The 23,399-nt window shown below is 70.8% G+C and carries 25 protein-coding genes; 8 read left to right on the top strand and 17 right to left on the bottom strand.

Annotation, left to right across the window (positions count from 1 at the left end; genetic code table 11):
• Positions 1-2 precede the first annotated feature (2 nt).
• The 13 genes from rplX to rpsJ form a co-directional block, all read right to left on the bottom strand.
• Positions 3-374, bottom strand: coding sequence for a 50S ribosomal protein L24 (gene rplX / locus WMR31_RS01715; protein WP_340537038.1), 372 nt, complete (start codon positions 372-374; stop codon positions 3-5).
• Positions 374-742, bottom strand: coding sequence for a 50S ribosomal protein L14 (gene rplN, locus WMR31_RS01720; RefSeq protein ID WP_135266712.1), 369 nt, complete (start codon positions 740-742; stop codon positions 374-376). Before rplN ends, rplX begins: the two co-directional genes overlap by 1 nt.
• A gap of 85 nt (positions 743-827) precedes the next feature.
• Positions 828-1,109 carry a 30S ribosomal protein S17 gene (rpsQ, locus tag WMR31_RS01725; RefSeq protein WP_340537039.1) on the bottom strand — a complete coding sequence of 94 codons (282 nt, stop codon included), beginning with the start codon at positions 1,107-1,109 and terminating at the stop codon, positions 828-830.
• Positions 1,106-1,348, bottom strand: coding sequence for a 50S ribosomal protein L29 (gene rpmC / locus WMR31_RS01730; RefSeq protein WP_340537040.1), 243 nt, complete (start codon positions 1,346-1,348; stop codon positions 1,106-1,108). The genes rpsQ and rpmC overlap by 4 nt, the downstream gene beginning before the upstream one ends.
• Positions 1,348-1,767 carry a 50S ribosomal protein L16 gene (rplP, locus tag WMR31_RS01735; protein ID WP_340537041.1) on the bottom strand — a complete coding sequence of 140 codons (420 nt, stop codon included), beginning with the start codon at positions 1,765-1,767 and terminating at the stop codon, positions 1,348-1,350. Before rplP ends, rpmC begins: the two co-directional genes overlap by 1 nt.
• 2 nt (positions 1,768-1,769) lie before the next feature.
• Positions 1,770-2,594: a 30S ribosomal protein S3 gene (gene rpsC, locus WMR31_RS01740; protein ID WP_340537042.1), complete on the bottom strand. Its 825-nt coding sequence runs from the start codon at positions 2,592-2,594 to the stop codon at positions 1,770-1,772.
• On the bottom strand, positions 2,594-3,028 hold the full coding sequence (gene rplV, locus WMR31_RS01745; protein WP_340537043.1) for a 50S ribosomal protein L22: 435 nt from the start codon (positions 3,026-3,028) through the stop codon (positions 2,594-2,596). The genes rpsC and rplV overlap by 1 nt, the downstream gene beginning before the upstream one ends.
• Positions 3,028-3,309, bottom strand: a complete 282-nt coding sequence (rpsS, locus tag WMR31_RS01750) for a 30S ribosomal protein S19 (RefSeq protein WP_340537044.1) — start codon at positions 3,307-3,309, stop codon at positions 3,028-3,030. Before rpsS ends, rplV begins: the two co-directional genes overlap by 1 nt.
• Positions 3,310-3,336: 27 nt before the next feature.
• Positions 3,337-4,173: a 50S ribosomal protein L2 gene (gene rplB / locus WMR31_RS01755; protein WP_340537045.1), complete on the bottom strand. Its 837-nt coding sequence runs from the start codon at positions 4,171-4,173 to the stop codon at positions 3,337-3,339.
• A gap of 22 nt (positions 4,174-4,195) precedes the next feature.
• Complete coding sequence (gene rplW, locus WMR31_RS01760) at positions 4,196-4,498, bottom strand: 50S ribosomal protein L23 (RefSeq protein ID WP_340537046.1); 303 nt, start codon at positions 4,496-4,498, stop codon at positions 4,196-4,198.
• The gene (gene rplD / locus WMR31_RS01765; RefSeq protein WP_340537047.1) at positions 4,495-5,466 is read right to left on the bottom strand and encodes a 50S ribosomal protein L4, sunset domain variant; all 972 of its coding nucleotides are present in this window, start codon (positions 5,464-5,466) and stop codon (positions 4,495-4,497) included. Before rplD ends, rplW begins: the two co-directional genes overlap by 4 nt.
• Positions 5,467-5,468: 2 nt before the next feature.
• The gene (rplC, locus tag WMR31_RS01770) at positions 5,469-6,125 is read right to left on the bottom strand and encodes a 50S ribosomal protein L3 (protein ID WP_340537048.1); all 657 of its coding nucleotides are present in this window, start codon (positions 6,123-6,125) and stop codon (positions 5,469-5,471) included.
• An 8-nt stretch (positions 6,126-6,133) separates the two neighbouring features.
• A complete protein-coding gene (gene rpsJ / locus WMR31_RS01775; protein ID WP_008360994.1) occupies positions 6,134-6,442 on the bottom strand; it encodes a 30S ribosomal protein S10 in 309 nt (102 codons plus the stop codon).
• A 433-nt stretch (positions 6,443-6,875) separates the two neighbouring features.
• Here rpsJ and WMR31_RS01780 point away from each other — a divergent pair, with 433 nt between their 5' ends.
• The 5 genes from WMR31_RS01780 to WMR31_RS01800 all read left to right on the top strand — a co-directional run bounded on the left by WMR31_RS01780 (position 6,876) and on the right by WMR31_RS01800 (position 12,184).
• Entirely contained in the window at positions 6,876-8,084 is a 1,209-nt protein-coding gene (locus WMR31_RS01780; RefSeq protein WP_340537049.1) for a hypothetical protein, read from the top strand.
• Positions 8,081-8,713 carry a DUF4129 domain-containing protein gene (locus WMR31_RS01785; RefSeq protein ID WP_340537050.1) on the top strand — a complete coding sequence of 211 codons (633 nt, stop codon included), beginning with the start codon at positions 8,081-8,083 and terminating at the stop codon, positions 8,711-8,713. The genes WMR31_RS01780 and WMR31_RS01785 overlap by 4 nt, the downstream gene beginning before the upstream one ends.
• 74 nt (positions 8,714-8,787) lie before the next feature.
• Positions 8,788-9,867, top strand: a complete 1,080-nt coding sequence (locus WMR31_RS01790; RefSeq protein ID WP_340537051.1) for a DUF4350 domain-containing protein — start codon at positions 8,788-8,790, stop codon at positions 9,865-9,867.
• Complete coding sequence (locus WMR31_RS01795; RefSeq protein WP_340537052.1) at positions 9,864-10,880, top strand: AAA family ATPase; 1,017 nt, start codon at positions 9,864-9,866, stop codon at positions 10,878-10,880. The genes WMR31_RS01790 and WMR31_RS01795 overlap by 4 nt, the downstream gene beginning before the upstream one ends.
• 11 nt (positions 10,881-10,891) lie before the next feature.
• The gene (locus tag WMR31_RS01800) at positions 10,892-12,184 is read left to right on the top strand and encodes a DUF58 domain-containing protein (protein ID WP_340537053.1); all 1,293 of its coding nucleotides are present in this window, start codon (positions 10,892-10,894) and stop codon (positions 12,182-12,184) included.
• A 12-nt stretch (positions 12,185-12,196) separates the two neighbouring features.
• On the opposite strand, the gene WMR31_RS01805 is transcribed toward WMR31_RS01800, so the two are convergent.
• The 3 genes from WMR31_RS01805 to WMR31_RS01815 form a co-directional block, all read right to left on the bottom strand.
• Positions 12,197-13,411, bottom strand: coding sequence for an HNH endonuclease signature motif containing protein (locus tag WMR31_RS01805; RefSeq protein WP_340537054.1), 1,215 nt, complete (start codon positions 13,409-13,411; stop codon positions 12,197-12,199).
• A gap of 990 nt (positions 13,412-14,401) precedes the next feature.
• Positions 14,402-15,745, bottom strand: a complete 1,344-nt coding sequence (locus WMR31_RS01810) for an NAD-dependent succinate-semialdehyde dehydrogenase (protein ID WP_340537055.1) — start codon at positions 15,743-15,745, stop codon at positions 14,402-14,404.
• Positions 15,746-15,808: 63 nt separating this feature from the next.
• On the bottom strand, positions 15,809-16,804 hold the full coding sequence (locus WMR31_RS01815; RefSeq protein WP_340537056.1) for a stage II sporulation protein M: 996 nt from the start codon (positions 16,802-16,804) through the stop codon (positions 15,809-15,811).
• A gap of 74 nt (positions 16,805-16,878) precedes the next feature.
• On the opposite strand from WMR31_RS01815, the gene WMR31_RS01820 reads away from it, so the two are divergent.
• Positions 16,879-17,709, top strand: a complete 831-nt coding sequence (locus tag WMR31_RS01820) for an RDD family protein (RefSeq protein WP_340537057.1) — start codon at positions 16,879-16,881, stop codon at positions 17,707-17,709.
• Between the two features lie 79 nt (positions 17,710-17,788).
• Positions 17,789-19,864 carry a DUF5005 domain-containing protein gene (locus WMR31_RS01825; protein WP_340537058.1) on the top strand — a complete coding sequence of 692 codons (2,076 nt, stop codon included), beginning with the start codon at positions 17,789-17,791 and terminating at the stop codon, positions 19,862-19,864.
• A gap of 33 nt (positions 19,865-19,897) precedes the next feature.
• Here WMR31_RS01825 and WMR31_RS01830 read toward each other — a convergent pair whose 3' ends face one another.
• On the bottom strand, positions 19,898-21,190 hold the full coding sequence (locus tag WMR31_RS01830) for an MFS transporter (RefSeq protein ID WP_340537059.1): 1,293 nt from the start codon (positions 21,188-21,190) through the stop codon (positions 19,898-19,900).
• A 374-nt stretch (positions 21,191-21,564) separates the two neighbouring features.
• Between WMR31_RS01830 and WMR31_RS01835 the strand changes: the two genes are divergently transcribed.
• A complete protein-coding gene (locus WMR31_RS01835; protein ID WP_340537060.1) occupies positions 21,565-23,367 on the top strand; it encodes a hypothetical protein in 1,803 nt (600 codons plus the stop codon).
• The last annotated feature ends 32 nt before the right edge of the window (positions 23,368-23,399 follow it).

Raw genomic sequence — 23,399 nt, forward strand, 5'->3', positions numbered from 1 at the left:
GCTCAGATCTCCTTGCCGGTCTTGCGCGAGATGCGCACGCTGCGCTCGCCGAGGTAGGTCGAGCCGTCGGGACGACGCTTGGTGACCTCCTCGCGGCGGAAGCCGATCCGGGTGACGCCGTCACCCTCGACGAGCATCACGTTCGAGACGTGGATCGGGGCCTCGACGGTGATGATGCCGCCGGTGTTGCCCGCGCGACCGCCCTGGTTGACGGCCTTGGTGTGCCGCTTGACGCGGTTGACGCCCTCGACGATGACCCGCTCGTCCTCACGGAGCACGCGGATGACCTTGCCCTCGGCGCCCTTGTCCTTGCCCGCGATCACCTTGACGGTGTCGCCCTTCTTGATGTTGACCTTCGACTGCTTGCCAGCCATCACAGCACCTCCGGGGCGAGCGAGATGATCTTCATGAAGCGCTTCTCGCGCAGCTCGCGACCGACGGGGCCGAAGATGCGCGTGCCGCGCGGCTCACCGTCGGACTTGAGGATGACCGCGGCGTTCTCGTCGAAGCGGATGTAGGACCCGTCGGCACGACGGCGCTCCTTGACGGTGCGCACGATGACGGCCTTGACGACGTCACCCTTCTTCACGTTGCCGCCGGGGATCGCGTCCTTGACAGTGGCGACGATGACGTCGCCGATGCCGGCGTAGCGACGACCGGAGCCGCCGAGCACGCGGATGCAGAGGATCTCCTTGGCACCCGTGTTGTCGGCGACCTTGAGTCGCGACTCCTGCTGAATCACTGTTTCTCTCCTTGTCGAGCCGGTTCTCGCTCCGTCCCGCAGCTGCGGGAGCGGTCCGAGCCTGGCCGAACGTTGTTGTGAGGGCTTACTTGGCCTTCTCGAGGATCTTGACGAGGCGCCAGCGCTTGGTGGCCGACAGCGGACGGGTCTCCATGATCAGGACCCGGTCGCCGGGGCCGCACTCGTTGTTCTCGTCGTGCGCCTTGAGCCGGCTGGTGCGCCGCATGACCTTGCCGTAGAGCGCGTGCTTGACGCGGTCCTCGACCTCGACCACGACGGTCTTGTCCATCTTGTCGCTGACGACCAGGCCCTCGCGGGTCTTGCGCGCGTTGCGCTGCGGGGCGTCGGTGGTGGTGTTGTCGCTCATGCGGTTGCCTCGTCCTTCGTGCCCGGAGCGGTCCGGATGCCGAGCTCGCGCTCACGCACGACCGTGTAGATGCGAGCGATGTCCTTCTTGACCGTGCGCAGCCGGCCGTGGCTCTCCAACTGGCCGGTGGCGGCCTGGAAGCGGAGGTTGAACAGCTCCTCCTTGGCCTCGCGCAACTTCGACTCGAGGTCGACGTCGTTGAGCTCGTCGAGCTCGTGGGCCTTGGTGTCGCGGCTCATCAGAACTCACCGGCCTCTCGGGTGATGAAGCGGCACTTCATGGGGAGCTTGTGGATCGCGCGGCGCATGGCCTCACGGGCCACGTCCTCGTCGACGCCGGACAGCTCGAACATGACACGGCCGGGCTTGACGTTGGCCACCCACCACTCGGGCGAGCCCTTACCGGAGCCCATGCGGGTCTCGGCGGGCTTCTTGGTGAGCGGGCGGTCGGGATAGATGTTGATCCAGACCTTGCCGCCACGCTTGATGTGGCGGGTCATGGCGATACGGGCCGACTCGATCTGCCGGTTGGTCACGTAGTGACCCTCGACCGCCTGGATGCCGAAGTCACCGAAGGCCAGCGAGGTGCCACCCTTGGCCGCGCCGCGGCGCTTGGGGTGGTGCTGCTTGCGGTGCTTGACGCGTCGAGGCATCAACATGGTCAGGCCTCCGTTCCGGAAGTCGTCGGCGCGGCAGCGGCCTCGGCGGGAGCCGAGGACTCGGCGGCCGGGGCGGCGTCGCGGTCGGCGCGCGAGGGGCGCGAGCCACGGCTGGGCCGGTCGCCGCCGCGCTGCTGGCGGTTGCCGCCGCGGCCGGGAACACCGGCGCGCGCAGCGGCCTGGGCCTGACGCTCGGCACGGGTGCCGGCGACCTCGCCCTTGTAGATCCACACCTTGACGCCGATGCGACCGAAGGTGGTCTTGGCCTCGTAGAAGCCGTAGTCGATGTCGGCGCGCAGGGTGTGCAGCGGGACGCGGCCCTCGCGGTAGAACTCGGTGCGCGACATCTCGGCGCCGTTGAGGCGGCCCGAGCACTGGATCCGGATGCCCTTGGCACCCGAACGCATCGTGGTCTGCATCGCCTTGCGCATCGCCCGGCGGAACTGCACCCGGCCGGCGAGCTGCTCGGCGACGCCCTGCGCGACGAGCTGGGCGTCGAGCTCGGGGGCCTTGACCTCGAGGATGTTCAGCTGGACCTGCTTGCCGGTCAGCTTCTCGAGCTCGCCGCGGATCCGGTCGGCCTCGGCGCCGCGGCGACCGATGACGATGCCGGGACGCGCGGTGTGGATGTCGACGCGGACCCGGTCACGGGTGCGCTCGATCTCGACCTTGGCGATGCCGGCCCGCTCCATGCCCTTGGAGAGCAGCTTGCGGATGGCGACGTCCTCGCCGACGTAGGCCTTGTAGAGCTTGTCGGCATACCACCGCGACTTGTGGTCGGTGCTGATGCCGAGGCGGAAGCCGTTCGGGTTGATCTTCTGGCCCATCAGGCACCCTTCCTCTTGGTGGTGGAGCCGCCCTCGAGGACGGACGCGGGCTGGACGACGAGGGTGATGTGGCTGGTGCGCTTGTTGATGCGGGTCGCTCGACCCTGCGCACGCGGCCGCCACCGCTTCATCGTGGGGCCCTCGTCGACCATGGCGACGGTGATGACCAGGTCGCCGGCGTCGAGACCCTCGGTGGTCTCGGCGTTGGAGATGGCGCTCTCGAGGACCTTGTAGACGGTCTCGGAGGCGGCCTGCGGCGCGAACTGGAGCAGCGACAGGGCCTCGTCGACCGGGAGACCGCGGACCATGTCGACGACACGGCGGGCCTTCATCGGAGTGATCCGCTGGAAGCGGGCGCTCGCGAAGGCACCCGGCTGGTCGCCCAGCAGGGAGTCGCGGCGCGCGCTGATGCGGTAGCGCTCGGTGGTAGACATCAGCGACGACGCCCCTTCCGGTCTTCCTTGACGTGCCCGCGGTAGGTGCGGGTGGGCGCGAACTCGCCCAGCTTGTGACCGACCATCGAGTCGGTGATGAAGACCGGGACGTGCTTGCGACCGTCGTGGACGGCGATCGTGTGGCCGATCATGTCCGGGATGATCATGGAGCGGCGCGACCAGGTCTTGATGACGTTGTGGCTGCCCTTCTCGTTCTCGGCGTCGACCTTCTTCTGAAGGTGGCCGTCGACGAAGGGGCCCTTCTTGAGACTGCGAGGCATCTGCTTTCCCTACTCTTCCTGGCCCGGTCAGCGCTTGTTCTTGCCGGACTTGCGGCGTCGGATGATCTGGGAGTCGCTGGCCTTGCGCTTGCGCGTGCGGCCCTCGGGCTTGCCCCACGGGGACACCGGGTGACGACCACCCGAGGTCTTGCCCTCGCCACCACCGTGCGGGTGGTCGACGGGGTTCATCACGACACCGCGGACGGTGGGGCGCTTGCCCTTCCAGCGCATCCGGCCGGCCTTGCCCCAGTTGATGTTCGACTGCTCGGCGTTGCCGACCTCGCCGACCGTGGCGCGGCAGCGGACGTCGACGTAGCGCATCTCGCCCGAGGGCATGCGCAGCGTGGCGCGCGAGCCCTCACGGGCGACCAGCTGGGCGCTGATGCCGGCGGAGCGGGCGATCTTCGCGCCGCCGCCGGGACGCAGCTCCACGCAGTGGATGGTGGTACCGACCGGGATGTTGCGCAGCGGCAGGTTGTTGCCCGGCTTGATGTCGGCGGTGGGGCCGGACTCCACGCGGGTGCCCTGGGTGAGGTCCTTGGGCGCGATGATGTAGCGCTTCTCGCCGTCGACGTAGTGCAGCAGGGCGATACGGGCGGTGCGGTTGGGGTCGTACTCGATGTGAGCGACCTTGGCCGGCACGCCGTCCTTGTCGTAGCGACGGAAGTCGATGATCCGGTAGGCGCGCTTGTGGCCACCGCCCTGGTGACGGGTGGTGATCCGGCCCTGGTTGTTGCGACCGCCCTTCTTGGGCAGCGGACGCGTCAGGGACTTCTCCGGCGTCGTACGGGTGATCTCGACGAAGTCGGCGACCGACGAGCCGCGACGGCCCGGGGTGGTCGGCTTGTACTTGCGGATTGCCATGGGTCTGTAGTCCTCTCGCCGCTCAGGCCTGGCCGGCGAAGATGTCGATGCGGTGGCCCTCGGCCAGGCTGACGATCGCGCGCTTGGTGTCCTTGCGCTTGCCCAGGCCGTTGCGCGTGCGACGCGTCTTGCCGGGGCGGTTCAGCGTGTTCACCGAGGTGACCTTGACGTCGAAGATCTTCTCGACGGCGATCTTGATCTCGGTCTTGTTGGCGTCGGGGTGCACCAGGAACGTGTACTTGTTGGCGTCGAGGAGGCCGTAGCTCTTCTCGGAGACCACGGGTGCGATCAGGACGTCGCGGTGGTCCTTGTGCAGGGTGCTCACTTCTCGTCCTCCTCGTGGCTCTGCGCGATGGACTCCTTGGAGCCGGCCTCGACGAAGCCGGCCGCCTCGGCGTCGGCCGGGGTCTTGAACCAGACCTCGGCGACGGTCGCGTCGTACCACTGGCCACCGGGGGCGTGGTACTTCATGGAGTCCTTGTTGCCCTTGATGTCGTAGCCCTCGGGAGCCTCGCCGTCGGGGCCCGGCTGAGCGCCGCCCTCGATGTCGGCGTCGGCGACCGCGGCGAAGCCCTTGATGGCGGGAGCCTCGTCGGCAGCGGCCTCGTCGGCGGCGGCCTTGGTCGCGGGGGCCTTGGCGGCGGGCGCCTTGGCCGCGGGGGACTTGGCCGCGCCGGCGTCGGTGGCACCGGAGACGAACGCCTCGTAGGCGCCCTGGGTGAAGACCACGTCGTCGGCGGCGAGCACGTCGTAGGTGTTGAGCTGGTCGACGGCGACGATGTGGACCTCGACGGCGTTGCGCAGCGAGAGCCAGGTGAGAGCGTCGGAGCGCTCGAGCACGACGAGGAAGCGACCCCGCGGGCTCAGCCCGGTCAGCGCCGCGAGCGCGGCCTTGGTGGAGGGCACCTCACCGGTGATGAGCGACTCCACGACGTGGATCCGCTCGTGGCGGGCCCGGTCGCTGAGGGCACCGCGCAGGGCGGCGGCCTTCATCTTCTTGGGGGTGCGCTGGCTGTAGTCGCGCGGCTGCGGGCCGTGGACGGTGCCACCGCCGGCGAACTGCGGCGCGCGCGTCGAGCCCTGGCGGGCGCGGCCGGTGCCCTTCTGCTTGTAGGGCTTGCGGCCACCGCCGCGGACCTCGCCGCGGGTCTTGGTGGCGTGGGTGCCCTGGCGGGCAGCGGCCTGCTGCGCGACGACGACCTGGTGGATCAACGGGACGTTGACCTCGACGTCGAAGATCGCGGCGGGCAGGTCGACGGCGACGGTCTTGGCCGTGTCGTTCTTGGCAGCCATGCTCAGGCCTCCTGCTTCTTCGCGGCCGAGCGGAGCATGATGAGGCCGCCCTTGGGGCCGGGAACGGCACCCTTGAGCAGGATCAGGCCCTTGTCGGCGTCGACGGCGTGCACGGTGACGTTCTGGGTGGTGACGGTGTCGGTACCCATGTGGCCGGCCATGCGGACGCCCTTGAACACGCGGCCGGGGGTGGCGCAGGCGCCGATCGAGCCCGGCTTGCGGTGGTTGCGGTGCGCACCGTGGGAGGCGCCCACGCCGGAGAAGCCGTGGCGCTTCATGGTGCCGGCGAAGCCCTTGCCCTTGCTGGTGCCGGTGACGTCGAGGACGTCGCCCGCGGCGAAGGTGTCGACCGGGAGCTCCTGGCCCACGGTGTAGGTGGAGGCGTCGGCGGTGCGGATCTCGACCACGTGACGACGCGGGGTCGTGCCGGCCTTCTCGAAGTGCCCGGCCTGCGGCTTGGAGACCTTGCGGCCCTCGATCTCGCCGTAGCCGACCTGGATGGCGTTGTAGCCGTCGGGCTCGGGCAGGCGGACCTGGGTGACCACGTTGGTGTTGGCCGCGATCACGGTGACCGGGATGACCTTGTTGTTCTCGTCCCAGAGCTGGGTCATGCCGAGCTTGGTGCCCAGCAGGCCCTTCACGTTGCGTTCGGTAGTCATGGCGATCCTCAGAGCTTGATCTCGATGTCGACGCCGGCCGGCAGGTCGAGGCGCATCAGCGAGTCGACGGTCTTCGGGGTGGGGTCGATGATGTCGATCAGTCGCTTGTGGGTGCGCATCTCGAAGTGCTCGCGCGAGTCCTTGTACTTGTGGGGCGAGCGGATGACGCAGTACACGTTCTTCTCGGTCGGCAACGGCACGGGGCCGGCGACCTTCGCACCCGTGCGGGTGACGGTGTCCACGATCTTGCGCGCCGAGGTGTCGATCACCTCGTGGTCATAGGCCTTGAGCCTGATGCGGATCTTCTGTCCCGCCATAGGTAGCTCGTCCTTCTCGCTCGTCCTGCGTGCTTGCTTGGGTCCTGGGGCTGCTCGCCTCCCACCCCCGCGGTCGGGCGTGTCGCCTGCGTGGAACATGGAACAGGGCGTTACGCATCGATCGCTGTGTGGAGCGGCATCGAGGCTGTCGGCTGATCGGGTCTCCTGGTGCGGTGCGGCCGTCGGTCGAGGCCCTCACCACGTCACACATGAGGCAGCCCGCCGAGGCGGAGCCGGGAGACGCGATTCAGGAGTCAAGACATGCCGCACCCCGGCAACCCGCCGGAGCAACCTGGATATCTTGGCAGAGATCGACAGAGGCGCCAAATCCGAATGGCATCCCGCCCGTTCTCACCGCCCACCTGAGAGCATAGGCCGCCCGGGGACCGCCCGGAGCAGCCTGCCGTCCCCGCTCAGGAGCCACGCCGAAGCCATGTCTGATCAACCCCCCTCACCCGATCAGCCGGCCTATCCCCCTCCGGGCTCGCCCCCTCCCCCGGCCTCGCCACCCCCGCCCGGGGCGCCGCCGCAGGACTCCCCGCCGCCGGGTGCCGAGCCGTCCGGGTCCCAGTGGTCGGCCGGACCGCAGTGGGCGCCCGTCTCTCCTCCAGGCCAGCCCGGTCAGCTCCCCGGCCAGTTCCCGGGCCAGTTCGCCGGCCAGGCGCCGGCTTGGACACCGGCCCGCGGGATGCTGGGTGCCGCGCACAAGCCGGGCGCGATGCCGCTGCAGCCGCTGAGCCTCGGCGCGATCTACGACGCCGCGTTCCGGATCATCCGGTTCAACCCGAAGGCGACCGTCGGCTCGGCGGTGCTGGTGGCCGCGGTGGCGATGGTCATCCCGGTGCTGCTCACCGCGGTGCTCACCTTCACCGTCGGGATCACCCTCGACACGACGTCCAGCGGCGACATCGACGACAGCGACCTGCTCGGCGCACTGCTCGCCTACGGCTCGCTCGGCCTGGGCGCGATCCTCCAGAGCCTCGGGTTGATCTTCGTCACCGGCATGGTGGCGCACGTGACCCATGCGGCCGCGGTCGGGCGCCGGCTCACCCTGGGCGAGGCGTGGGCCGCCACGGCCGGCTCGCGCTGGCGCCTGGTCGGGCTGGCGGTCGTGCTGGGTCTGGCCACCACGCTGCTGATCGCGATCTACGTCGCGTTCTGGGTGCTGCTCGTCGTCGCTTCCGGCGCCACGCTGGTCGCGGTCCTGGTCGGGCTGGCGACGGTGCCGGTGTTCCTCGCCGTGCTCGGGTGGTTCTGGATCCGCGTCTACTACCTTCCCGTGCCCGCCCTGATGCTCGAACGGCTCGGCATCTGGGAGAGCATCGCGCGCGGCTACCGGCTCACGCTCGGCCAGTTCTGGCGCACCCTCGGCATCGCGCTGCTCACCGTCCTCATCGCCTCGACCGCCGGGCAGATGCTGTCGTTCCCGTTCGCCCTGATCGCCCAGGTCGGCGCCGTAACCGCCGGCAAGTACGGCGCCCTGGTGCTCATCGTCGGAACCGCGCTCGCCCAGGTGACCTCGACGGCCTTCGTCGCGCCGTTCAGCTCGGCGGTCACCTCCGTGCAGTACCTCGACCTGCGGATGCGCAAGGAGGCCTACGACATCGAGCTGATGCGTGAGGCCGGGGTCCTGGACGCGTGAGCGCCGCGCATCCGGTGACCCTCGCGGCCGTCGATCCACCGCTGGATCCTTCGGCCGACGAGGCGCGCCGGCTGCTCCAGGTCGAGTTGAGCAAGCCCGACTACCACGACGACGACCTCCTCCAGAGACTGCTGGACTGGATCCAGCGTCAGATCGACGGCACCGTCGACGGCGCGAGCTCGATCCCGCCGCTCACCTGGTTCGCGATCACGTTCCTCGTCGTCGCGTTGATGGTCGCCGCGGCGTTCCTCATCTCGCGGGCGCGAGGCACCGCCCGGCGCAAGGGCGTCGAGCAGCGTGCGGTGCTCTCCGACGAGATCGTCACCGCGGCCGAGCTGCGCGCCCGCGCCGAGCGAGCACTGGCCGAGGGCCGCAACGCCGAGGCGGTCATCGACGGCTTCCGAGCGCTCGCGCGCCGCCAGATCGAACGGGGTCGCCTCGACGACGTCGCCTCGATCACCGCCCACGAGGTCGCTGCCGCGCTGGCCACCGAGTACCCCGAGCGGCGCGAGCGCACCGCCGCGGGGGCAGACCTGTTCGACGCCGTCATGTACGGCGAGCGACCCGCCACCCGCGAGCAGGCACTCGCCGTCCTCCAGCTCGACCAGGATCTGGCGGCGGCTCGATGAGCACGACCACCGCTCCTGCCTCGTCGGCTCCTGCAGCCGGCCGTTGGCGCCGCCACCGGAGCAGTCTGCTGATCGTGGCCGCCCTGGTCCTTGCCGTGGCGCTGGTGATCTTCCTCGGCACCGGCGGGGAGGATCGCCAGGCGCGCCTCGACCCCGCCAACTCCCGGGCCGCCGGCGCACAAGCCGTGGCGAAGGTGCTCGCGGCGCAGGGCGTCGAGGTCGACGTCGTCCGTTCCGCGGACGAGCTCGACGACGCCGCGGTCGGCGCGGATACGACGGTGGTGGTCACCTCGGCCGACTCCCTCGGCGAGAGCACGGTGACGCGGCTGCGCGAGCAGACCACCGATGCCCGCCTCGTCGTGGTGGATCCGCGACCCGGGCTGTTGGGCCTCCTGGGGGTCGACGGTCCGGTCGACGACCTCGACACCACCGACCCGATCGCCGCCGGCTGCTCCGACCCGCGCTACGCCGACCTCTCGATCGACGTCGACTACGCCACGGGGCTGCCGGGCACGATCACCTGCTTCGGCGGCGCCCTCGCGATCTCGTCGGTCCCGGGCGCACCGGACGCCGAGCTGGTGCTCCTCGGCGCCGGCGACCTGCTCACCAACGACCAGATCACCCGCGCCGGCAATGCCGCGCTCGCACTGCGCCTTCTCGGCGAGGACGATCGCCTCGTCTGGTACATCCCCGACCTGAGCGATCTCGACGGCGGCGACGGCGTCTCGTTGCGCTCCCTGGCCCCCGACTGGATCGGACCGGGGATCGGCCTGGTCGCGGTAAGCGTGATCGCCCTCATGTTCTGGCGCGGACGCCGGCTCGGGCCGCTGTCCACCGAGCCGCTGCCGGTCGCCGTGAAGGCCATCGAGACCACCCGCAGCCGGGGCCGCCTCTATCGCCGCGCCGGCGACCGGGAGCACGCGGCCGCCGCGCTGCGCGCCGCGACGCGCAGCCGAGCCCGCGAGCGCCTCGGGCTCGGCGCCGGCACCGATGAGGCCACGCTCATCCGCGACCTGGCCCGACACCTGGGCCGCCCGGAGGCCGCCGTCGCCGACGTCGTCGGATCCTTCGGGCGACCGCCCGCCACAGACCGTGAACTGATCGTCCTCGCGGCCGATCTGAACGCACTCGAGGAAGAGGTACGCCGCACATGACCGACCTGTCGTTGGACAAGCCGGACGACTCCGCCCGCCCGGAGCGGACGGACACACCGAGCGCCGAGGAGGCGCGCGCGCGGCTCGGCGCCGTCCGGCAGGAGGTGGCCAAGGCCGTCGTCGGCCAGGACGCCGCCGTGTCCGGACTGCTCGTCGCCATGCTGGGTGGCGGCCATGTGCTGATGGAGGGTGTGCCGGGCACGGCCAAGACCCTCCTGGTGCGCACGCTCGCGGCCTCGCTGGACGTCGAGACCCGGCGGGTGCAGTTCACCCCCGATCTGATGCCTGGCGACATCACCGGCTCGATGGTCATCGACTCCCACGCCGGCGAGCTGTCCTTCCGCGGCGGCCCGGTGTTCACCAACCTGCTGCTCGCCGACGAGATCAACCGGACGCCGCCCAAGACCCAGTCGGCGCTGCTGGAGGCGATGGAGGAGGGCCAGGTCTCCGTCGACGGCGTCACGCACGCGCTGCCCAAGCCGTTCCTGGTGGCCGCCACCCAGAACCCGGTGGAGTACGAGGGCACCTATCCGCTGCCCGAGGCGCAGCTGGACCGCTTCCTGCTCAAGGTGGTGCTGCCGGTGCCCGAACGGGCGGCGGAGATCGAGATCCTCACCCGGCACGCGGGCGGCTTCGACCCGCGGGACGTCGCCGCGGCCGGCGTCCGCGCCGTGGCGGGCGCGGCCGACATCGAGGCCGGTCAGCGCGCCGTCCGCGGGGTGCAGGTGAGTCCCGAGGTCGCCGCCTACATCGTCGACATCGCGCGGGCCACGCGCGAGTCGCCGTCGCTCTCGCTCGGCGTGAGCCCGCGTGGTGCCACCGCTCTGCTGCGGGCCGCGCGGGCCTGGGCCTGGCTCACCGGACGTGACTTCGTGACGCCCGACGACGTCAAGTCGCTGGCCCACGCCACCTTGGTGCACCGGCTCGGGCTGCGCCCGGAGGCCGAGCTGGAGGGTGTCGACGTCGGCCAGGTGCTGGCCTCGGCGCTCGGCTCGGTCCCGGTGCCGCGGTAGCGACGTCGACGATGGCGATCACCGGCCGTGTGCCGCTCCTGCTCATCGTGGGCCTGGTCCCGGTGGTGCTGCGCCCTGCCGTCAGCACGGTGTGGCTGTGGGTGCTGCTGGTCGCGGTGCTGTGCCTGATCGACTGGCTGCTCGCGCCGCGGCCCGCTTCGCTTGCGTTCGTGCGGCGCCCCACGCCGTCGGTGCGGATGGGCCATCCCGCCCAGACCCGGCTCGTGGTGACCAACGACTCCACGCGCACCGTGCGCGGCGTGGTGCGCGATGCCTGGCAGCCGACCGCCGGGGCTACCGACGACCGGCACCGCATCCGCCTCTCCCCCGGCGACCGGGCCGTGCTCGACACGCCGCTGCTGCCCCGACGGCGCGGCGACCTGCGCGCGTTCGGAGTCACGGTCCGGCTCCCGGGTCCGCTCGGCCTGGTGGCTCGGCAGCGCACGCTGCAGGTGCCGGGCACCGTGCGCTCGCTGCCGCCGTTCGAGTCCCGCAAGCACCTGCCCTCGCGGCTGGCCCGGCTGCGCGACCTCGACGGTCGCTCGGCGGTGCGGGTGCGCGGCCAGGGCACGGAGTTCGACTCGCTGCGCGAGTACGTGCGCGGCGACGACGTCCGCTCGATCGACTGGCGCGCCTCGGCCCGCACTCCGAACGTCGTGGTGCGCACCTGGCAGCCCGAGCGCGACCGCCGGGTGGTGCTCGTGCTCGACACCTCGCGCACCTCGGCGGGCCGGGTCGACGACGTCCCGCGCCTGGACTCGGCGATGGACGCCGCCCTCCTCCTCGGGGCCCTCGCCGCTCGCGCCGGCGACCGGGTCGACTTCGTGGCCGGCGACCTGAAGATCCGCTCGCGGCTGCGTTCGGCCGGTGCCCGCGAGGTCGCCGCACGCCTCCAGGACGCGATGGCCGACCTCGAGCCGGTGATCGCCGAGGCCGACTGGGACGGCCTGGCCGGCGCCGTCCAGGGTTTCGGGAAGCAGCGCGCCCTCGTCGTCCTGCTCACGCCGTTGGAGCCCTCGGCGATCGAAGAGGGCCTGCTCGCGGTGCTACCTGCGCTCACCCGCCACCACCGCGTCGTGATCGCCTCCGTCCGCGACCCCGAGCTCGACCGGCTCACCTCCACGCGCGACACCATCGACGAGGTCTACGACGCCGCAGCCGCCGAGCAGGCCGCCCAGCGCCGCACCCGCACCGCCCAGCTCCTCACGCGTCTCGGCGTCGACGTCGTCGATGCCGACGCCGAGCACCTCCCCCCTGCCCTGGCCGACCACTACCTCGAGCTCAAGGCGCGCGGGCTGCTCTGAGCACTTCCGGCGTCAGGTACGCATCGGATGGGCTTGTCCGGTGGCGTGGAGTTGGTGGTGGTGGAACGGACAGTGGAGTCGGGCGTCCTTGGTGTTGGTGTCGCCTCCGTCTTGCCACGAGTGGGCGTGGTGGACGTGACAGAAGGCGGCGGGGGTGTCGCAGCCGGGGGTTTGGCAGTGCTGTTGTTCGAGGGCGATCGCGTGGCGTTGGGCTGGGGTGTGGAAGCGCCTTGTGCGGCCGAGGTCGAGGACCTCGCTGCGGGTGCCGAGGACGGCGGGGATGACCCCTGCCTCGCAGGCGAGCCGTCGGGCAAGTCCTGGTGAGATGGCCGTGCCGGTGTCGAGGTGGGCTGCCTTCAGGCCGCCGAGCAGGGTTTCCAGTTGAATGGTGACGATGACGGTGGCGTTGAGCCCGCCGGCCTTGGGGAGCTTCTCGGTGGGGAACCGCTCCACGTACTCGGCGAACGCCAGGCCCAGTCTCTGCGGGGTGGGCTTCTCGTGGTCATAAGCCCCGGCGCCGTCGGTGGCTCTGACGTGTTTGGGTGCGGCGAGCGCGGCGAGGGCTTTGCGGAGCATCGAGCCCTGCGCGGCGGGGAGGGTGAACCGACCATGAGTGAGGCCTTGGTCGTCGTCGTACATCGCGAACGACGTGTGCTTCCGGGCCCGTGCTTCCTCGGCCTCCAAGTGTCGGGCTTCGTGCTCGTCGGCGCGGGCGGGGTCGATGACTTCCAGGATGCGGCGGCCGAGGATCTTCAAGGCTTTCGCGTCGTGGTAGGCCGCTTCTGCGATCAGGTGCTTCTCGGCGAGGTCGCGGTGTTCGGGGTCGAGCTCGTCGACCGCCGCGACGATCACCGCCGCTTGGTCCGGCAGCACCCGTCCCTCCGCCGCAGCGATCCGGGTTTGTTCGTGGGTCGCCAGCTCCCGGGCGAGGCGGGTGGTGCGGTGCGCGTGGCCGGGGGTGATCGGGACCAGCCGGCGCAGCCAGGCACTGGTCGACCGGGCGCCGATCGTGCCGGGCAGGTCCAGGGCCTCCGCCTGGGTGAGGGTGCGGGCCTCGAGCTCGGCGAGGCTGGCGGCGACTTCGGCCAGGTCGACCAACAAGGCAGCGGTGTCGTCGGCGTCCAGGCTCCACAGCGGGGTGTCGACGTGGCCGGCGAGGTCCTTCTTGAACCGCGCCACCAACGCCGCGAGCGGGTGCCCGGTTCCGGTGTCGGTGGTGGCGGCCATGTCTGATTCTACCTCGCCGGGCGCGTATTCGCTAGCGTGTTCTAACACGGTCTTGGGGTGCCGGGGTTTCGTCGGCGCTCGCTGGCGCTCGCTTGCTCAACCTCCGGCCGGGGGGCGATTCTTCGGAGGTTGAGCAAGCGGTGCGCGTGAGGAACGAGCGCGGACCGCGCCGACGAAACCTGGCAACCGACCCCGGAAACGCGAGCCGGGCGGCCCGGGCGCGGACCAATCAGCGACGGCGGACCGAGCAGGGGTGGCCGCGCAGGCGGCGGCGCGGGCGGAGCCCGTGCCGGCAGCGCGCCGGATGAGTCGACCGACCGGGACCCGCAGTCAAGGACGGACGAAGTCCGCCGCGAAGCGGACGCCGCAGGCGATCCTTGACGGCGGGTGTCGGTCGACTACGCGCGCGGCCACCCCACCACCCAGGTCAGCCGATCGACCGAGCACAGCACGAACCCATCACAATCTCGCAGTCCGCCGCCGGGGTTTCGTCAGCGCTCGCTGGCGCTCGCTTGCTCAAACTCCGGCCCGGGGGGCGACTCTTCGGAGGTTGAGCAAGCGGGACGCGTGAGGAACGAGCGCGGACCGCGCCGACGAAACCTCGCAACCGACCCCGGAAACGCGAGCGGCGTGAGTCGGGACCGAGCGAGTCGGCGTACTCGGACCGAGAGGGGTGGCCGCGCAGGCGGCGGCGCGGGCGGAGCCCGTGCCGGCAGCGCGCCGGATGAGTCGACCGACCGGGACCCGCAGTCAAGGACGGACGAAGTCCGCCGCGAAGCGGACGCCGCAGGCGATCCTTGACAGCGGGTGTCGGTCGACTACGCGCGCGGCCACCCCACCACCCAGGCCAGTCGATGCACCGAGGCAACAAGAGCCCGCCACAGTCGCGCAGGCGGTCGCCGGGGTTTCGTCAGCGCTCGCTGGCTGTTCGCTTGCTCAACCTCCGGCGGCGGCGCTCGCTTGCTCAACCTCCGGCGGTCAGCGCCAGCGTCACTCGATGACGCGGATCAGCTTCTTGTTCACGAACTCCTCCATGCCGTAGCGGCCGAGCTCGCGGCCGAAGCCGGAGCGCTTCACGCCGCCGAAGGGCAGCTCCACGCCGTCGGCGTCGACGCCGTTGATGAAGACCATGCCGACGTCGAGCTGGTCGGCGACGCGCTCGGCCTGCGCGACGTCGGGGGTGAAGACGTACGAGCCGAGACCAAAGGGGGTGTCGTTGGCGAGCGCCACGGCCTCCTCCTCGGAGGCGACCTTGAAGATCATCGCGACCGGGCCGAACAGCTCGTCGTAGAACGCGGGGTTGTCGGGGGCGACGTCGGTGAGGAAGCCGCTGGGCGAGAACGCGCCCTCGGCGTCACCGGAGAGCTCGGGTCGCGCGCCGTTCGAGACCGCCTGTGCGATCTGCTCGCCGAGACGGTCGGCGGCGGCCTGCGAGGACAGCGGGGAGTCGATCGCGGCCTCGGCGAGCTTGGCCTGGTAGGCGGCCACGAAGTCGTCGTACAGCGAGTCGATCACGATGATCCGCTTGCCGGCGTTGCAGGCCTGACCGGTGTTGCCGTTGCGCGCCGCGACCGCTGCCTCGGCGGTGGCCGCCAGGTCGTTCGAGCCGAGCACGACGAACGGGTCGGAGCCGCCGAGCTCGAGGACGACCTTCTTCAGGTTGCGTCCGGCTATCTCGGCGACGGCGGCACCGGCACGCTCGGAGCCGGTGAGCGAGACACCCTGGACTCGGGGGTCGGCGATCATGTCGGCCACCTGGTCGTTGGTGGCGTAGACGTTGACGTAGGTCCCCACGGGGAAGCCCGCGTCGGCGAAGATCTCGTGCAGCGCCGCGGCCGACTCCGGGCACTGCGGCGCGTGCTTGAGGATGATCGTGTTGCCGGTTGCCAGGTTGGGGGCGGCGAACCGAGCCACCTGGTAGGCCGGGAAGTTCCACGGCATGATCCCGACCAGGACGCCGATCGGGCACCGCCGGATCACCGCGCTGCCCGTGCCGGCCAGCAGGTCGATCGGCTCGTCGGCGAGGAACTTCGCGGCGTTGTCGGCGTAGTAGCGGTAGATCGCCCCGCTGAACTCGACCTCGCCGCGGGCCTCCGCGAGCGGCTTGCCCATCTCGCGCACGATGATGTCGGCGAGCTGGTCGACCCGCTCGTCGTGCAGGTCGGCGACCTTGTGCAGCAGACGGGCGCGGTCCTCGACCGACGCCGTGCGGCTCCAGTCGACGTAGGCGGCCTGCGCCTGGGTGAGCGCGGTCTGGATGTCGGCGTCGCTCGCCGTCGGATACTCACGGATGAGCTCCCCGGTCCTCGGGTCGCGGACGTAGTACTCGCTCATGTGGCTGGTTCCTTCCGGCCGATCGGGTGCTGCTTCGATGTTGTAGAGAGTCTCAGCCTGGAGTCAGGCCTGCGTGGCCACCCTGTCCTCGAGCAGGTCCGCGGCCAGGTCGCCGGTCTCCCCCTCGAGCACTGCGCGGCGGCCGAGGGTGAAGACGTAGAGGAGGAAGACGAGCAACGCGGCGAAGCCGATGGAGATCCGTGCCCAGGTGGGCAGCGGCGACGGCGTCACGAACGCCTCGATGACGCCGCTGACGAACAGCACGACGATCAGTCCGAGGGCGACCGTGATGCCGGTGCGCCCCTCCTTGGCCATCGACTGCGCACGAGTGAGTCCTCCGGGCTCGACGAAGGACCAGAACAGCCGCAGTCCGAAGCCGGCTGCGACGAACACCGCGGTGAGCTCGAGCAGTCCGTGCGGGAGGATCAGCCCGAAGAACAGGTCTCCACGGTCGTGCCGGATCATGATCGAGCCGATGACGGCGACGTTGAGCAGGTTGTTGAAGAGCAGGACGATGACCGGCACCCCGAGGACGCCGAACGCGATGCACAGCGCGGCGACCCAGGCGTTGTTGATCCACACCCGCGCCGCGAAGCTCTGCGCCGGGTTCTCGCTGTAGTAGCTCTCGAAGTCGGTGTTGACCAGCTGGTCGACCTGCTCGGGGCTCAGCAGGCTCTGCTCGACCACCGGGTTGTCCAGCAGCCACAGCATCATCACCGCCATCACCACGACGTTGGCCAGCCAGGTCGAGATCCACCACCAGCGCAACCGGTAGAGCGCGGCCGGGAACCGATGGGTGAAGAACCGGCCGAAGCGCGCCCAGCTGGACACCCGTGTGCCGACCAGCCGGATGCGGGCGCGGGCCAGCAGGGAGGACAGATAGGCGATCAGCTGGCTGTCGGGCGCGGAGGTCCGCACGACGGAGAGGTGGGTCGCCACCTGCTGATAGCGCTCGACGAGCTCGTCGCTCTGGACCCCGTTCAACCGGCCCGACGAGAGAAGCTCCTCGAGCCGGCGCCACTCGTGCGAGTGCGCGAGCACGTAGGCGTCCAGATCCACACCGAGACCCTATCCATCGGCCGATCGGCGGCGTCCGCGCACAGGCCGCTGGCCCGCCTGGGAGACTGAGCGCGATGACCGCTCCGCAGGCAGGCACTCCGCCTGAGTTCACGATGCTCACCAGTGACGACCTCGTCACCGGGGAGGCCGTCGCGCTCGACCTGCCGCCCGCCTCGCTCGGGTCGCGGATCGCCTCCGGACTCATCGACGTCGTGGCGACGGTGGTTCTGCTGATCCTGGTCAGCCTCGTGGTCGGCATCGCCGCGCTCAGCTTCGACCCGGCGCTCGCCGACGCCGTCTTCATCGCCGCGATCGTCGTGGTCTTCGTGGGCGCGCCCACCGCCCTGGAGACGTTCACCCGCGGCCGCTCGCTCGGCAAGCTGGCCCTCGGGCTGCGCACCGTGCGCGACGACGCCGGACCGATCTCGTTCCAGCACGCCCTGATCCGCTCGCTGGTCGGCTTCGTCGAGATCTACGCGCTGGGAGGCGTGCCGGCCTTCCTCTCAGCACTCGTGAGCGGGCGGGGCAAGCGGCTGGGCGACTTCGCCGCCGGCACGTACGTCGTGCGCTCCCGGGTCGCGCTGAACCTGCGACCTCCGATGCCCATCCCTCATCATCTGGCGGCCTGGGCCGCCCAGGCCGACATCGCCGCGCTCCCCACCGGGCTCGCCCTGGCGGTGCGGCAGTACCTCGCGCGGCTCCCGAACCTCGATCCCGCCTCGAGGGCGCGCGTCGGCGTCCGCTTGGCCGAGCAGGTGAGCGAGTACGTCGCTCCGCTCCCTGCACGCGGGACGGCTCCCGAGGACTTCCTGGCCGCAGTCATCGGTGCGCGGCGCGACCGCGACCTGGCCCGGCTGCGCCGTCAGGACGACTTCCGGCGGCGGCTGACCTCGCGGGCCAACTGAGGACCACCGACCCGACCGGGGGTCAGCGGGGTCGGCCCGGCTCACCCTGCGAGGGGTGGGTTGGGGCATCCTAGTGAGGATGTCGATCCGGGGTGGTGTCTGGCTGGCGCTGGCCCTCGTCGTCCTGGGCGTCCTCGCGATCTTGCTGACAGGGCGCGGAGCGTTGCACGACGCGCCGATAGCGGTGGTCGCCCCCGACGTCGTCGCCGTACCACTGGCCGAGGACGTGACCACGGCCACCGACGGCACCTTGTCGGTGATCGGCATGGCCGACCGCGCGAAGGCCGACCAGCTGCTCGAGGACGGCGACGTCGCGGCCGTCCTGGTTCTCGACCTCGGCGGGACCGACGACGAGCTGCTGCTCGCCTCGGGCAGCAGCGAACGGGCACGCACTGCGCTCGTCGAGCAGATCGGCGAGGTGTCGAAGAGCTACGGCCGCACCGTCTCGGTGTCGGCCCCGCCCTCCTCGGGATGGTCCTCGGCGAGCCTGGGGATGCTGGCCGCGCTTCTCGGCTGGCTGACCGTGATCGTGATCTCCGTGGTGCGCGGCCCCTATGCCGCCACGCTGCGCGAGGGCGTCGCGCGGCTCGCCGTCGTGGTCGCGGTCGCCGCGTCAGCGGGAGGTGCGGCCGGCCTGCTGGCCGGTGGCCCACTGGTCGCGCTGACCATCGCCCTGGCCGTGACCGGCGCCGGCGTCACCACGCTGGCTGCCGAGGCGCTCATCGGCCTTCCCGGCCTGGCCGTGGCCGCCGGACTCCTGATCGTCACCGGGATCCCGGTGGTCACTGCGACCGACACGCTGCTCATGCCCCGGCCGGCACGCCTCGTGGTGGATGGCACGGTCACCGGCGCGGTCGTCGAGGCGCTCCATCACCAGGCGCACTCCTGGCCCAGCGGCTGGCCGGCGGTGACGTTGGGGGGCTGGATCGTCCTCCCGCTCCTCGTCCTGATCGTGAGTCGCGCCGTCCGTGCGGAGGGCGAGCCGATCCCACCGCGACGCTGGCGCGTCTCGATGCTGGCCGGCCTGGTCCTCGTCACCGCGGCGGCTGGTGCCACCCGAGCCGCCACCAGCGGCGACCCGGCTCCGCCCGCATCGGTCAGAGGTCTGGCCACCGACACCGCATGCCTTGACACCGGGACGGTCAGCGGCGTCGACGATCTCAATCGGGTCGCCCGGCTACGCGGGAACAACCAGTTCCAGGGCGGCGACGTCGGCGTGGAGGCCAAGCTCCAGGACGGCCGCATCATCTGGCTCTTCGGCGACACGCTCCGCTCCCCCGACGGTGCTACGGAGGAGTTCGTCCGCAACTCCATGCTCGTGGTGGAGCCGGGGTGCCTGCGGGTGCTTCGCCCGGTGGGCGGCGGGGCGGTGCTGCCCGACCGCAACGACAAGATCGGCTACTGGCCAATGTCGGTGACCGTCCAGCACCGCCACAACTACGACGTGGTCACGGTCTTCGCGCAGCGGGTTCAGTCGCGCGGCTCCGATGTGTTCGACTTCGAGACGCTGGGTCCCTCGGCGGCCGTGTTCGTCGTCCCTCGCGGCCGAACACCGCAGCTGCTCACCTTGCGAGACCTCGGGGCCGACGACAGCGACGTCGAGCGGCCGATGTGGGGGGCGGCGTCGATGATCGACGACGGCTGGCTGTACGTGTACGGGACGGCGCGGCCGGCCGATGACTCCTCGTTCGGCTACTCGCTCTCGGTGGCCCGGGTGAGGCCCGACCAGGTCCTCCAACAACGCCGGTGGAGCTACTGGGACGGCACCGGGTGGACATCTCACGCCGGGCAGGCGGCTGCGCTCATCGAGCCGGTCCAGGGGGTCTCACAGACGCTCAGTGTGTTCCGCAAGGGGGACACCTACTATGCGTTCTCCAAGCGCGACGACTTCCTGGGTCAGGACCTGGTGTTCTGGACCTCTCCCAGCCCGACCGGGCCGTTCACCGCGCAGCCCCCGGTCGCCGACCTCCCTTCCGACCTCGCCGACGGGCAGTTGCGGTACATGCCACTGGCGCACCCCGACCTGTTTCCTGCCGAGGACTCGGTGGTCGTGTCTTACAGCCGCAATAGCACCGATCTCGGCGCCGTCATCGAGGATCCGCTCCTGTATCGCCCGGGATTCCTGCGCCTCCCGCTTCCCCGAGGTGGGTCCTGAGGGCCGCGCCTCGAACTCGCCGTGGAGCGCGGCTCAGCGCTCGGCGGCGTCCGGGCCGGCTGTGCGTGGGATCGCGAGGACCGCGAAGGCGGCAGCGACACACAGAGCGCCCGCGGTGAGCCAGGCCAGCAGGTAGTCGCCGGTGCCTTGCCGGATCAGGCCCGCGAAGCTGGCCGCCACCCCGGCGCCGACCATGTGCGCCGCGAACACCCACCCGAAGACGACGCCGGCGCGGACCGCACCGAAGTGTGCCCGGCACAGCATCACCGTCGGCGGCACGGTGGCGACCCAGTCGAGGCCGTAGAACACGATGAACACGAACAGACTCGGGTGCACGACGTCGGCCAGCAGGTACGGCACCGCGAGCAGCGAGAGCCCCCGGAACAGGTAGTAGACGAACAGCAGGTAGCGGCTGTCGACGCGATCGGTGAGCCACCCGCTGGCGATCGTGCCGACGATGTCGAAGACGCCGATCAGGGCCAGCAGGCCGGCCGCCGTCGTCTGCGGGAGGCCGTGGTCGTGCGAGGCGGCGATGAAGTGGGTGCCGATCAGGCCGTTGGTCGACCAGCCGCAGATCCAGAACGTGCCGAACAGGATCCAGAAGACCTTCGAGCGTGCCGACTCCCGCAACGTCGTCAGCGCCACCCGCGCCGCGCTGCGGCCGGGCGTCGGGGCTGGCTCGGGCGGCGCCTCCGGGTCGGCGCCGTAGGCGGTGGTGCCGACGGCGGCCGGCGAGTCGGCGAGCAGCAGCAGCACGAGGGGCACCAGCAGCAGGGCGAACCCGGCGATCAGACCGGCCGCCCAGCGCCAGCCCGGGCCGTCGGCGAGCGCCGCGATCGAGGGCAGGAAGATCAGCTGGCCGGTCGAGCTGGCCGCCGAGAACACCCCGACGACGACGCCTCGGTGCCGCACGAACCACCGGTTCGCGACGATGGCGCCGAACACCAGGGCCAGCGAGCCGGTCCCGATCCCGATGGCGAACCCCCACAGCACCCACAGCTGCCACGCGGCGTCCATCACCAGGGTGAGCCCTGCGCCGATGGCGACCAGGGTGAGCGAGACCGCGACCACGCGGCGCAGTCCGAACCGCTCCATCAAGGCTGCGGCGAACGGCGCGGTGAGTCCGTAGACGATGAGGTTCAGGCTGACCGCGCCGCTGGTGACCCCGCGCGACCACCCGAACTCCTCCTCCAGCGGCTCGAGCAGGGCCCCGGTGGAGGAGCGGAAGCCGGCCGCCGCCATGAGCGCACACAGCGTGATCGCCGCGACCCACCAGGCGCGGTGAATGCGCGGGCGCGTGCGGCGGGGCTCGACCGAGACGCTCACCGCGGCAGGCTAGTTCAGATGCGTCGATCGCGGCGGTGGCGTCCGAGCGGGCCCGACACGCGGTCCAGGCGCGACCTAGTGACCTATTGATTGCGGCGATCACCCCGTTCGGTACGAGTGCTGTCACCTTGTGGACTTGTTCGCCCGCGCCCTTGACGTCGCGCCGCACGTGACCTTCAGTGTGATGTGAAGCACCCCGACGACGTCGGCCAACGCTTCCTCGCACCACGCTAAGCACGCTCGGCGCCGTCGTCTGAGTCGATCCGACCGGGGATGGGTCGTCGCCGGAGCACGAGCGCGCCTACTTCCGCCCCTTCACGGGGCACTTCCGCATGCCCTTCGGCTCCGCCGACGGGTGGTGAAAGGAATCTCGGATGCACTCTCGCAACTCTCAGCGCGCCGTCTCCAGACGCTGGCTGGCCAGACTGATCGCCGCTACCGTGACGCTCGGCCTGGCCGTCGTGCTGGCACCGGCGTCCCCGTCCAACGGCGACGACCCCTCGCCGAGCACCACGAGCAGCAAGGGGGGCGTTCGCCCCTACAAGGGGCCGATCCTCGACCGGAAGCTCGTCGGGCGCGCCGCGCCCGACGAGTGCTTCAGTGAGTTGACCGTGACCCCCACGCCGATCCGCGCCGACGGCACCTGCCCGGCCGGCTCCAAGCCCAAGGTCAACCAGACCTATATCTGGTCGGGCGCCCGGACCGGGCGCTTCATCACCTTCGGTACCGGCGCGAACGTCCCGTGTGTCTCCCGGCTCTACATGCAGTTCCAGCCGTTCGTGAACCGCGACACGACCTGCCAGCTCCAGTACGGTGCGGCCGCCGACCGGATGGGAGCCAACTCCGGCGACCTCACGCCGTCGCGGGTCTACCGGGTCGACTCTCGCACCGACAAGATGACCGAGATCACCCCCGACGACCCGCTGCTCGGCCGCATCGCCGGCCTCCGCGGGGGCGCCGGCAACAACGACGTCGCACTCCTAGTGGGTCAGGCCCTCAAGGGCGACGGGACGCCGACCGTGGTGGGCGCCGCGGTCTTCGCGTTCGAGGGGAGCACCGGTCGTTACCTGGGCTCGAAGGTCCTGCCCGAGATCGGCGCTCTGCGCAATGGTGTGGTCGCCAGCGACGGCAACCTCTACTTCGGAGCCCGCAACAACCCGGCGGTGGGCGGCTCGATCTACAAGTGGACCGGCAACAAGGCGAACCCGTTCCAGTTCGAGAAGGTCGGCAACATCGGCAACGAGGCCGGCTACATCACCGAGCACAACGGTCGCCTGGTCGCCTCCGGCTGGACCACCGCCGTCCCGTTCACCGCGGAGCACCCGGGCGCACCGAGCACCGCCGGGGGTCCCGCCCAGGTCTGGATGGGTCCCAAGCTCCGCCCCGGCGGCCTGACCGAGGATGACGCGGACGACTGGGAGTCGATCTTCAGCTACGCCGACTACGAAGCCGATCCCCTGGTCGCCCAGTCGAACTGGATGGGGGCGGTGCAGTCGTGGCGCGGCAGGCTCTACGTCGGCAGCTACGAGTACCCGTTCACCAACCTCGGGACGGTCTGGAAGGAGTACGGACGCCCCAACACGCAGGTGGGGCGCGTTGCCGACTACCTCGGGGCGGAGCGGGCGACGTCGATCTTCGAGATCAGCAGACCGGGCAAGCGCGCCCAGAAGGTCCGGCTCCTGTACGGCTACAAGCGGATGCCGGTGCGCCTGGAGTCGGGTGCGTGGGTGTTGCGCAAGAACCTGCTCGGCCAGACGCCGAAGTTCGGGCCCGCCGGGTTCGGGAACCGGTTCAACTACTACTCGTGGACCTGGACGGTGCTCAAGGACCGCCTGTACATGAGCACGTTCGACGGATCCGGCGACGTGCGCGCCGCACGCGACATCGCCGCCGGGGTGCTCGGCGTCAGCAATCCCGAACTGCTGGAGCAGGTGGCGCCGGCCCTGCGATTCACCACCGGCGGCTACGACCTGTGGCGGATGGACAATCCGAACCGGCCCGCCGTCGCCGAGACGCTCAACGGCGGTGGCAACAGGTCGCAGTACGGCATCCGGGTGATGCTGCCGTTCGAGGACAAGGGCTTCTTCTACGCCGGCACCGCGGGTGCGAGCAACCTGCGCGTCGGCGTCGAGGACCCCGGGGGCTTCGAGCTGTGGCGGATGACGCCGCGACACTGATGCTCCGGTGATCACGGGTGGGCGACCGGCAG

The sequence above is a fragment of the Nocardioides epinepheli genome, assembly GCF_037936805.1.
In the GTDB taxonomy this organism is placed as follows: Bacteria; Actinomycetota; Actinomycetes; order Propionibacteriales; family Nocardioidaceae; genus Nocardioides.

Excerpts from the sequence above, each read along its gene's own strand:
- rplX (WP_340537038.1), bottom strand. The coding sequence starts at position 374 with ATGGCTGGCAAGCAGTCGAAGGTCAACATCAAGAAGGGCGACACCGTC.
- rpsQ (WP_340537039.1), bottom strand. The coding sequence starts at position 1,109 with ATGAGCGACAACACCACCACCGACGCCCCGCAGCGCAACGCGCGCAAG.
- rpmC (WP_340537040.1), bottom strand. The coding sequence starts at position 1,348 with ATGAGCCGCGACACCAAGGCCCACGAGCTCGACGAGCTCAACGACGTC.
- rplP (WP_340537041.1), bottom strand. The coding sequence starts at position 1,767 with ATGTTGATGCCTCGACGCGTCAAGCACCGCAAGCAGCACCACCCCAAG.
- rpsC (WP_340537042.1), bottom strand. The coding sequence starts at position 2,594 with ATGGGCCAGAAGATCAACCCGAACGGCTTCCGCCTCGGCATCAGCACC.
- rplV (WP_340537043.1), bottom strand. The coding sequence starts at position 3,028 with ATGTCTACCACCGAGCGCTACCGCATCAGCGCGCGCCGCGACTCCCTG.
- rpsS (WP_340537044.1), bottom strand. The coding sequence starts at position 3,309 with ATGCCTCGCAGTCTCAAGAAGGGCCCCTTCGTCGACGGCCACCTTCAG.
- rplB (WP_340537045.1), bottom strand. The coding sequence starts at position 4,173 with ATGGCAATCCGCAAGTACAAGCCGACCACCCCGGGCCGTCGCGGCTCG.
- rplD (WP_340537047.1), bottom strand. The coding sequence starts at position 5,466 with ATGGCTGCCAAGAACGACACGGCCAAGACCGTCGCCGTCGACCTGCCC.
- rplC (WP_340537048.1), bottom strand. The coding sequence starts at position 6,125 with ATGACTACCGAACGCAACGTGAAGGGCCTGCTGGGCACCAAGCTCGGC.
- rpsJ (WP_008360994.1), bottom strand. The coding sequence starts at position 6,442 with ATGGCGGGACAGAAGATCCGCATCAGGCTCAAGGCCTATGACCACGAG.
- WMR31_RS01780 (WP_340537049.1), top strand. The coding sequence starts at position 6,876 with ATGTCTGATCAACCCCCCTCACCCGATCAGCCGGCCTATCCCCCTCCG.
- WMR31_RS01795 (WP_340537052.1), top strand. The coding sequence starts at position 9,864 with ATGACCGACCTGTCGTTGGACAAGCCGGACGACTCCGCCCGCCCGGAG.
- WMR31_RS01800 (WP_340537053.1), top strand. The coding sequence starts at position 10,892 with ATGGCGATCACCGGCCGTGTGCCGCTCCTGCTCATCGTGGGCCTGGTC.
- WMR31_RS01805 (WP_340537054.1), bottom strand. The coding sequence starts at position 13,411 with ATGGCCGCCACCACCGACACCGGAACCGGGCACCCGCTCGCGGCGTTG.
- WMR31_RS01810 (WP_340537055.1), bottom strand. The coding sequence starts at position 15,745 with ATGAGCGAGTACTACGTCCGCGACCCGAGGACCGGGGAGCTCATCCGT.
- WMR31_RS01820 (WP_340537057.1), top strand. The coding sequence starts at position 16,879 with ATGACCGCTCCGCAGGCAGGCACTCCGCCTGAGTTCACGATGCTCACC.
- WMR31_RS01825 (WP_340537058.1), top strand. The coding sequence starts at position 17,789 with ATGTCGATCCGGGGTGGTGTCTGGCTGGCGCTGGCCCTCGTCGTCCTG.
- WMR31_RS01835 (WP_340537060.1), top strand. The coding sequence starts at position 21,565 with ATGCACTCTCGCAACTCTCAGCGCGCCGTCTCCAGACGCTGGCTGGCC.